The organism is Acidobacteriota bacterium (assembly GCA_033549365.1).
GTDB lineage: Bacteria > Acidobacteriota > Aminicenantia > Aminicenantales > Saccharicenantaceae > JAWSUF01.
Genome location: JAWSUF010000029.1, coordinates 1 through 8,145, shown reverse-complemented (window position 1 = coordinate 8,145; position 8,145 = coordinate 1). Strand labels below are relative to the sequence as shown.

At 52.4% G+C, this 8,145-nt stretch carries 13 protein-coding genes; 6 read left to right on the top strand and 7 right to left on the bottom strand.

Features of this window, described 5'->3' with window-relative positions; translation table 11 throughout:
• Window positions 1-296: hypothetical protein (locus SCM96_15660; GenBank protein MDW7762063.1), on the top strand; the 296-nt coding region annotated here is incomplete at its 5' end.
• A gap of 423 nt (window positions 297-719) precedes the next feature.
• Here the strand turns inward: SCM96_15660 and SCM96_15655 are convergent.
• From SCM96_15655 to SCM96_15645, 3 genes are all read right to left on the bottom strand, one after another.
• The gene (locus tag SCM96_15655) at window positions 720-1,424 is read right to left on the bottom strand and encodes a hypothetical protein (GenBank protein ID MDW7762062.1); all 705 of its coding nucleotides are present in this window, start codon (window positions 1,422-1,424) and stop codon (window positions 720-722) included.
• 288 nt (window positions 1,425-1,712) lie between these two features.
• Window positions 1,713-1,913, bottom strand: a complete 201-nt coding sequence (locus SCM96_15650; GenBank protein MDW7762061.1) for a superinfection immunity protein — start codon at window positions 1,911-1,913, stop codon at window positions 1,713-1,715.
• Between the two features lie 544 nt (window positions 1,914-2,457).
• Window positions 2,458-3,141: a hypothetical protein gene (locus SCM96_15645; protein ID MDW7762060.1), complete on the bottom strand. Its 684-nt coding sequence runs from the start codon at window positions 3,139-3,141 to the stop codon at window positions 2,458-2,460.
• A 188-nt stretch (window positions 3,142-3,329) separates the two neighbouring features.
• Here SCM96_15645 and SCM96_15640 point away from each other — a divergent pair, with 188 nt between their 5' ends.
• The 5 genes from SCM96_15640 to SCM96_15620 all read left to right on the top strand — a co-directional run bounded on the left by SCM96_15640 (window position 3,330) and on the right by SCM96_15620 (window position 5,980).
• Window positions 3,330-3,704, top strand: a complete 375-nt coding sequence (locus SCM96_15640; GenBank protein ID MDW7762059.1) for a helix-turn-helix transcriptional regulator — start codon at window positions 3,330-3,332, stop codon at window positions 3,702-3,704.
• Window positions 3,705-3,707: 3 nt separating this feature from the next.
• Window positions 3,708-4,343, top strand: coding sequence for an ImmA/IrrE family metallo-endopeptidase (locus SCM96_15635; protein MDW7762058.1), 636 nt, complete (start codon window positions 3,708-3,710; stop codon window positions 4,341-4,343).
• A 355-nt stretch (window positions 4,344-4,698) separates the two neighbouring features.
• Window positions 4,699-5,235, top strand: coding sequence for a hypothetical protein (locus SCM96_15630; protein MDW7762057.1), 537 nt, complete (start codon window positions 4,699-4,701; stop codon window positions 5,233-5,235).
• Window positions 5,236-5,466, top strand: a complete 231-nt coding sequence (locus tag SCM96_15625) for a hypothetical protein (GenBank protein MDW7762056.1) — start codon at window positions 5,236-5,238, stop codon at window positions 5,464-5,466.
• A gap of 31 nt (window positions 5,467-5,497) precedes the next feature.
• On the top strand, window positions 5,498-5,980 hold the full coding sequence (locus SCM96_15620; GenBank protein MDW7762055.1) for a hypothetical protein: 483 nt from the start codon (window positions 5,498-5,500) through the stop codon (window positions 5,978-5,980).
• 57 nt (window positions 5,981-6,037) lie between these two features.
• Here the strand turns inward: SCM96_15620 and SCM96_15615 are convergent, their stop codons facing one another.
• The 4 genes from SCM96_15615 to SCM96_15600 all read right to left on the bottom strand — a co-directional run.
• A complete protein-coding gene (locus SCM96_15615) occupies window positions 6,038-6,721 on the bottom strand; it encodes a DUF3307 domain-containing protein (GenBank protein MDW7762054.1) in 684 nt (227 codons plus the stop codon).
• A gap of 2 nt (window positions 6,722-6,723) precedes the next feature.
• Entirely contained in the window at window positions 6,724-7,503 is a 780-nt protein-coding gene (locus SCM96_15610) for a hypothetical protein (protein MDW7762053.1), read from the bottom strand.
• Between the two features lie 197 nt (window positions 7,504-7,700).
• Window positions 7,701-7,853: a toxin-antitoxin system HicB family antitoxin gene (locus tag SCM96_15605; GenBank protein ID MDW7762052.1), complete on the bottom strand. Its 153-nt coding sequence runs from the start codon at window positions 7,851-7,853 to the stop codon at window positions 7,701-7,703.
• 78 nt (window positions 7,854-7,931) lie between these two features.
• Window positions 7,932-8,145 (bottom strand): type II toxin-antitoxin system HicB family antitoxin (locus SCM96_15600; GenBank protein MDW7762051.1); only part of this gene is annotated, 214 nt, incomplete at its 5' end.

The following is an 8,145-nucleotide window of genomic DNA, read 5'->3' as shown; positions in this document are numbered from 1 at the left end:
AAGGGTTGGAGCACCAGATCTGGCTGGAGGCGAACAAGATGGCCGTGAAATTCGCCCTGGAGGGGCCGAGGGGGACCCGGATCAACACGCGAAAGCGTGTGAAGCTTGTCTTGGGGTTCTGCGAGGACAAAAAGGGCGGAGGCGTCCCCGAACTTTTCTACCATCTGAGAGCCGAAGCCCTCAGGAAAGACCGCTTTCTCCGGATCGAATTCTGCCGCCTGATCTCGCCTGCGAAAGGAGGTGGAGAGGTGAGAGTTGGGAGGTTTAATCAGAGGCCAGATATTTCCAATACCTGATTTGTTCGCCCCACTTTTCTTGGACCATGCTGACGATAGCCTTGTAATGCTTTTTGTGATTGGGTTGCAGAGCCATAAGAAAAACGACGTGAGGAGTGACGAAGGCGCCGACAGATGATCCGGGGGAGGCGAGCTTCAAGGCCTTCAGCATCCGTTGAATGAATTTCTGTCGGTTTTCCCGAATGAAGTGTTGATAAATCAACAGCGACTTTCCTGAGTTCCAGAGAGTTTTCACTTCATTCCAGTACAAGTATTTCGATGAGCCTTTTCGTCCGTAGGGCTTTGACTTCACCTCCAGCCCGTTGTCAGGGTCGAGAAAAACGAAATCGCATCCTTGTTATCACATGTCTCACAAAACATCCTGAACGCGTGGATGACATGCTAGGCTGCAAAAAAACCGAGAGCCGCCGCTCGTTTTTTGCCTTAAAACTTCTCGTCCACTTCGTCTCTGCTTACCGACCACCAGATAGCATCCAGGTGAACGCGGGGGATGCCTCGCCTGCCCGCCTCAGCGGTTGCGGCTTCCTGATATCTCACACTCAACGGTTCAGCCAGATGCTTCACGCCAGGCCACGCCGGTAGCATTCCTCGTCCGGCGGCACGTTTCAAATGCACAGCAGTAATGCCGTCAAGCGGAATCTCAAAATACGCTAGATTCTTGCTGAGGCCGAAGGCGGCATCAAGGTATGTGTTGTAAAGGCAGTCACGCAGAAAAATGTTCAGCACTTTTCGTGCAAGTCCCCAGTGCCGTGCACCGCTGGGTAAGGAATCGCGAAGAGCGATAGTGGCCACATTCAGGTTATCGAAGAATTGTGGTTGACCGAACATGCTCAAGTCAAGTTGACGAAGGTGGCGGCGGGCAGCAGCAACAACCCCCGCATTCCCCCGACCGCGCACTGTTGAGGCGCCTACTGAGATTCGGGCTGTCCGACTCTGGAACGCTTGTAGCAGTTGGCTTTTCTTTTCGATCTCATTATGAATTTTCAGAAATCGCGCATCCGATTCTTCTGTAGTTTCATGAGCCCAGTATTCCCAATCAGTATACTTCCCGTCTTTCATACGGGTGCAGCCCTCATAGGCTTTGTCGAATTTTCGTTTACCTTCTCTCTCTTCTCTAGTCTTTTTCATTGTAGAGCCTTCATTCTTTCGTCGGTACCTGATGCAAACTGCCAAACTCGCCCTTCCGAATACGACACATAATTTCTCTTGTCTCCGATCTAGAGTAGCCGTTTTTGTAAAGCCCCGTATACTTGGGCCAGTCGGCGCTCTCATCGCTCATGTCGATGTTGATGATGATCGGTTTACAGCCATTATTGTTTTTCATTGAAAGAACCTTATGAGTTCCTCGGCCTCAGCCGCTCCTTGTATCTGCAAGGCGATTGTGGGGTGATACCGGTTACTCGTGGACGTCCACGTTTACGTTGTTTCATTTTGCAACTCCAGTTGCAGATAAAAAATCAGTGCAAACCAAACCAGCAGAACCCATCCAAACAGGGCGTTGACGAAAGTGATCGCTACACGACGGGGATGTTTGAGCTGCCACGCCAGTAGCGATGGCAGCATGTACAACGCGAGCACAATAAAAACCAGCAGTCCTAGTATGGAGGCCCAGATCATCTCTTTCTCTGTCCGGCGTAAGGCAAGTGGATATGCACCTCATTTTTTGAACCAGTTTGAGTGCCAATTTGTGCTAACATCTCAGCGGGATTTTAGCCCCCTCTTTTTAAGATATGCGATCGGCGACAGGTATTACAGCGCCGAGAGCCTACGGTCGAAATTATAATACCGCCCACGATCTTAAACAACTTTCCTGAGGGCGCCAAGGTCCGCCTGTTCGAAAAACTGATCCCGGGTTTCTCGCTTGAACCGTCCCGAAACACTCCCGGAGCCGTCGGCAACCCGGCGCACATCAGCCTTTTCGGTGGCATACCAAAAACAACCATGAAGCTTTTCCGACCACGTAAAACTTTGTGTTTCCCGGGATACAATTTACCGGTGACCGGTCGAAGATCGCTCATATTAATCCCAACACAATCCGCCAAGACTTGCAACCATGTTTACATACACCGTCGGCTTCGATCCGAGACAGAAGGCCCTTGACGGTCGTTTCCCCGAGCTCGAGCCAAACCAATGGAAATGGTAAGCTGAAATCCCGTATTTTCTATGAGTGAGCAAGAACTTTCCCGGCTTCTTTTTTCATAAATGCAACGTAGGCTTCCATCCGGCTCCTGTAGATTCTGTGCGACAGCCCCGGAATGTGAGGGAATGGATAAATAACCCGGCCCAGAATATTCTCCGACGGTTTGATGCGGCGGAAGTTCAGGCCGTATTTTCCCGGGCCTTCATAGCCCCAGTAGTCCCTGATCAGCATCCAGCGAGGGCTCTCAACCAGGCAGTTTAAAACCGGTTCGCCCAGCGGCAGAACGGGAACGTTTGGGAATTCACGGATCTCTTCCTGCAGGAGGGGAATCCAGTGTGCTGCCGCCTTTAGGAAGAACTGCGGATCTTTTTTCCGGAGCGAGTCCGGCGGAACCTTGAAAAAATTCTTAAGGAGATTCGTTGCATAGACGTTTTCATCGAGAGAGATCCCCAATCCTCCGCAGACTTTCTGCAGATAGGTTCTCAGCCTGCCCGGCTGGTTCAGGAGCAGGGTCACTCGGACGGCCTCCCGGTATTTAGGATCCTGGACCGTCGGATCCTGACCCAGAACGATCAGCTTGATATCCCCTGTGCCGCGAAAAGGGGAGGGTGGGTCGAGAGCGGTGTCGATGAACGATCCGATGTCCGAAGATGAAAGCTGTGCGATAATCTGCCGCGAAAGAGCCGAAAGCTTGAGATCGTTCATCAGTTGCTTTTACGCTAACAATAGTAGCCTGGAAGGGGGGCGGGAGGCAATGGAAGAAATATGACCGGAATTGATGTTCTTGAGAAGAATTCTTTAGGCAACTCGTCTTAATAGTTGAAGGATATCTTGACAAGGGAGGCGGGGTGTTGTATATAAATAACAACATTATGATCAATAAGGGGATGGATATGAAGACGACGCCTCTCTTTGGAGAATTTTTCAAGCAGAAACGGATAGAGAAAGGATATACGCTCAGGGAATTTTGCCGAATGTTCAATCTGGATCCGGGAAACATCAGCAAACTCGAACGGGGTCTGTTGCCGCCTCCGGAGTCGCGAGAAAAGCTTGATGAATACGCGTCTCGCCTCGGCCTTGAAACGGGGACTACAGATTGGTATCAATTTTTTGATCTGGCGGCGGCTTCAAGAGGCCGGATTCCCAAGGAATTTCTGAATGACGAGGAAGTTATCAAAAGCCTTCCCGTGATTTTCCGAACCTTCCGCAACAAGAAGATGACTGAAAAGGCAGTTGCGGAGCTCGTTGAAAAGCTCCGCAAGACATAGCCCATGGCTGGAACCACGCGGCTGCCTTTTATCCCATATGATGAACTTAGAATTATTGTTGCGGATTATATGGATAAATGCGGGATTAACAAGGATATTCCGATCGATGTTGAGTTTTTACTGGACAATGCCTATCAAATTAATATTATCCCGTTCCCATCTCTATTCAAGGGCTTTGGAATCAACGCCTTCATGTCCAACGACTTTAGCAAGATGTATGTTGACGAATATCTTTATTCGAACTTGGAACCTCAATACCGATTCACGATTGCCCATGAACTTGGGCATATGATACTTCATACCGAATGGTACAGGCAGTTCAGAATCGAAAACATCGCATCTTACTTGGAGTATTTGTCCGGCGTTCGTGAAGAAGACTATAGGATTCTGGAAACTCAAGCCAGTAATTTCGCCGGGCTTTTTCTTGTTCCTCCCGAACAACTCGCAATAAAGTTTAAAGAGAAGGCCCGCGAAATTGTTCGGTATGTCCAGTCAGAGTTCAAGGGTATCCGAAGGGATAAATACTTGAATATGGTTGTTGAAATTGCCGCACAAAAGTTAAGCCGTGATTTCAATGTCCATCATTCGCCAATAATGATTAGAATAGAGCGGGACAAACTGACGGACTTCATCCCTTGAGGGGAGCTGAGCTTCGAGCCGGCGAAACGGTTGAGGCTGCTCCCTTCCTCGGCGGCCTTGAGGTCGGGTTCCCGAATATCTTGACATCTCTTTCAAGCGCCGGATAGACTCTGCCATGATGATGGACACAATCTTCCAGAGGATCAAGGCGATATGTGAAAGATGTGATACGGAATTGCCGGTTATGCCGCCGACGCATTTCTACAACGAAGGCTGGATGCTCAGGCTGGTCCTGGATCGGTTCGCGTCGCTTGGCGAACGAAAAGACAAACACCCGCTTTCCATTCCGGAAGGATGCCGATGGTATACCGAAGCGCTCCTGCCCTCGGCCTTCCTCGGTCAGACCGGGAGGGACTTGTGCGCCGAAACATGGACACATGCCGACAGCGTCATCGGGCATTTTAATATTGGAAAGGGCCACAGAGCGAACCTGAACCTCGCCTCCGATTCCCGGCATTTCGTTGTTATCGAAGCGAAGATGTCCAGCAGATTGTCACCAGGCGTGAGGAATGCTCCTTTTTTCAACCAAGCCGCACGGAATATCGCCTGTATCGCGGAGGTGTTGAAACGCGCCGATCGACAGGCGAGCGGTTTCGATGCCCTCGGATTCCATGTGGTTGCTCCGGCGAGCCGGATTCAGGAAGGCAGATTCGCAAAATACCTGGTCAAAGGTCATGTGCGCGAGATCGTGGCAAAAAGAGTCGCCCAGTACGGAGGCAAGAAAGACACTTGGTTTTCCGAATGGTTCCTGCCGGTTCTCGAAAGGCTGGAGATTAACGAGATCAGCTGGGAAGGACTGATCGAATATCTTGAGAGCCGGAATTCGGATGTCGGGCCGTTGAGAGAATTCTATAGGCGCTGCTTGAAGTGGAATGGGGTGAAAGGAGGATAGATGCAAAAAGAAACGTATGCGCGGGCGCTTGGAAACAAGACTCTGAGCGGATCGGCCGTCGGCGATCTCCTTGCCTTTATCGAATCCAGGGGCATGAAGGTTGAGGACCTGCCGGCAGAAATTCTTCATAGGGCGCGGTACCGGTCAAACCTGAAATTCGGATCTCCAGAACTGGACCGGCCGGAAGGCAGGCCACGTCCCCGGAAAGCCCAAGAAAAAGAGGATCGATGAAACTTATCTCCAGTGGTCTCTTTGCGCACAGATGAGTTCGCCGGAAGGACTGAATCTGCCTTCGAGATCGGGTGAAGATATTCGCCCCGGGTTGCTTTCCTACGAGGTCCCGACCGTAGCCGGCACCTGGAAAACCGAGAGGCTGGACATCCTGGGTTATGATCGCGGTGATGGTTCGCTGGTCGCCTTCGAGATCAAGGGTCCTGACGCGTCTCGGCCGGAGCTCGAAAACCTATTTTTTCAAGGGTTGGAGCACCAGATCTGGCTGGAGGCGAACAAGATGGCCGTGAAATTCGCCCTGGAGGGGCCGAGGGGGACCAGGATCAACACGCGAAAGCGCGTGAAGCTTGTCTTGGGGTTCTGCGAGGATAAAAGGGGCGGAGGCACTCCCGAACTTTTCTACCATCTGAGAGACGAGGCGCTCAGGAAAGACCGTTTTCTCCGGATCGAATTCTGCCGCCTGATCCCGCCTGCGAAAGGAGGGGGAGAGGTGAGAGTTGGGAGGTTTGAGTAGGGGTTTATGTTGCGCTGAGGGGGATTTTTGGGAGGCGGGAGCTGGAGAGGGATTTGTTCACAACCCCATGGCCCATTTCGTCGCCGAGGCCAGCGCAATAGCCAGCGAGAAACTCAAGAGCGTTCCGATCAGCACGTATTCGGCGCGTTTCTGTTGTTTCGCCTCTTCAAACCGCAGAATGGATTTGGCGGCAACGAGGAATCCGATGCCGGCAGGGTGGCCGATGAAGATGAAAACGAAGATCAAAAACCGTTCGAGCTGTCCGATCCATTTGCCCCCGGCAATCAGGCCGTCCAACTCCATCTTGTTTTCTTCGAGCAGTCGTTTGGCGAACTTTCCAACGAAGAACCCCGCACCCTGGACTGTCGCTACAAAACCGCCGACGGCAATGATGGCCGGAAACCCAATCCCCGTGAAGTCCGGCAATCCCGCGTACTCCTTCAAAGCCCAGACGATTCCTCCAAGTCCTGCAATGTGCACAGCCTGATCAACCGCGAATCCCGCGGCCGTATCCCGGCGGCGCACTTTCACGACATCGATCAGGATATGGACAAGGAAGACCGCAGCCGGCAGTTTCCAATACGACCACGACTGAAAAACGATGGCGGCTGTTGCCGCGTGGATGAGACCGTGCAGCGCAAGGAATGACACATTCCGCTTGCGTTTTGCCAGCCAATCGGGCTGCAGCATGAAGTCCGCGATGAAATGGGCCGCGAGAAGAAGGGCAAAACACTTGGTCATCGTTACTGTTTCTCCCCCTTCGCCGAGCTCGCCACGGAGGTTGCTTTACCGTAAGGCAACCTGTGGAGGTTGCTATCATTAGAAGCAACCCCATAAGGTTGCATTAGGGGCGTTTCGACCGACTTCAAAACACTCTCCACCACGGCCCAATGCGCGCGCGCCAGAGCCTTGGCGATCGCCTGCCGGGTGGGCTTCTTGCCTGTTGCCTCTACGACCGGCCATTTCGATGCCGTCTGTTCCTGAGTCAAACCCATCAAAGCTGCATGGACTGCCCTTGCCTCCGCCGGGGTCCAGTCCGTCACGATGCAGTCCAGGAGTGGCACCACGCCACTCGCAAGGCAACCTGTCGCTGAATTGGACTCGTCAGCACTTGCATAGGCCAGACGGCTGTCCTTCATGAAATCAAGAATCTTTCCTGAACGGGTAAACGCGGGACCGCGAGAGTCGGAGATCCGGCGTTTCGAGATCGAATCCGCCGTCCCGATCCCGATGGCAACGCGGGTGTCGAACTTCGTCTTGCTGTCGGATAGCATCCTCAGTCCGGCCCTCATGAAAACAGCAGCCCGAAGCGAGAGATAAGGATTGGACAGCAGCCACTGCCAACTGTCGTGGCGGAAGGTATCCACCTGACCGATGGTCGCGCCTTGTTGCACCCTTTCGAATTCCTTGGCAAGTTCGCGAATTCGGGCCATCGCCGACCGGCTCTGGTCGGCCGTTAGCCCTGATGACTTAACCAGATCGCCGCTCAGCACGGCATACAACCGTTCAGTATCATTGGCCATGGCCGTTCTCCCGTCTCGATTCGTGTCCATGTTTTTTGCTCTTGCAAACCGTGAACAGAAGGATAAATACTCGTTCGGGGAATGTCAAGGACGTGCAGGGACAATCATAATCCGGAAGGGGGGAGAAAGGCAATGGAAGAATAGCTTGACATCGCTTTCTAGCGCCGGATAGACCCGGTCTTAGGGAAAAAGTGGGATTATGGATCGGAGAAACTCTTCCTGAGGGCTTTGACGACGTAGGTGTTGAGGCTTTCGCCTTCGATCATGGCCCGGACCGACAAAGCCTGGTGCATGTCGGGGCCGGTCCGGAGAACGAATTTTCCAGAATACTTTGAAAACTTCCGCCTCATCGTCTCCATGGCAGGAGGGGCATGTATTATAATGTCAAGAAGCGGGATCAAAATCGTGAAGTCCCGATTGTGAAGGCGTTAGTTCCTGCCGACTTCTTTTTCGAGAGCCCGGCGAACCAGCCGGTTCAGCGAAATTCCCTCGCTGATCGATTTTCGTACAGCCCGCTTGTGAAGGTCCGGTGGAACCCTGACATTGAACGTTCCCTTGTATGACTTGATCGAAGACTTTCCGGATTTCCGACAAAGCTCAAGATAGTCGTCGACCGCCGCCTTGAAGCTCTTTTTGAGTTCG

Excerpts from the sequence above, each read along its gene's own strand:
- SCM96_15655 (MDW7762062.1), bottom strand. The coding sequence starts at position 1,424 with ATGAAAAAGACTAGAGAAGAGAGAGAAGGTAAACGAAAATTCGACAAA.
- SCM96_15650 (MDW7762061.1), bottom strand. The coding sequence starts at position 1,913 with ATGATCTGGGCCTCCATACTAGGACTGCTGGTTTTTATTGTGCTCGCG.
- SCM96_15645 (MDW7762060.1), bottom strand. The coding sequence starts at position 3,141 with ATGAACGATCTCAAGCTTTCGGCTCTTTCGCGGCAGATTATCGCACAG.
- SCM96_15640 (MDW7762059.1), top strand. The coding sequence starts at position 3,330 with ATGAAGACGACGCCTCTCTTTGGAGAATTTTTCAAGCAGAAACGGATA.
- SCM96_15635 (MDW7762058.1), top strand. The coding sequence starts at position 3,708 with ATGGCTGGAACCACGCGGCTGCCTTTTATCCCATATGATGAACTTAGA.
- SCM96_15625 (MDW7762056.1), top strand. The coding sequence starts at position 5,236 with ATGCAAAAAGAAACGTATGCGCGGGCGCTTGGAAACAAGACTCTGAGC.
- SCM96_15620 (MDW7762055.1), top strand. The coding sequence starts at position 5,498 with ATGAGTTCGCCGGAAGGACTGAATCTGCCTTCGAGATCGGGTGAAGAT.
- SCM96_15615 (MDW7762054.1), bottom strand. The coding sequence starts at position 6,721 with ATGACCAAGTGTTTTGCCCTTCTTCTCGCGGCCCATTTCATCGCGGAC.
- SCM96_15610 (MDW7762053.1), bottom strand. The coding sequence starts at position 7,503 with ATGGCCAATGATACTGAACGGTTGTATGCCGTGCTGAGCGGCGATCTG.
- SCM96_15605 (MDW7762052.1), bottom strand. The coding sequence starts at position 7,853 with ATGAGGCGGAAGTTTTCAAAGTATTCTGGAAAATTCGTTCTCCGGACC.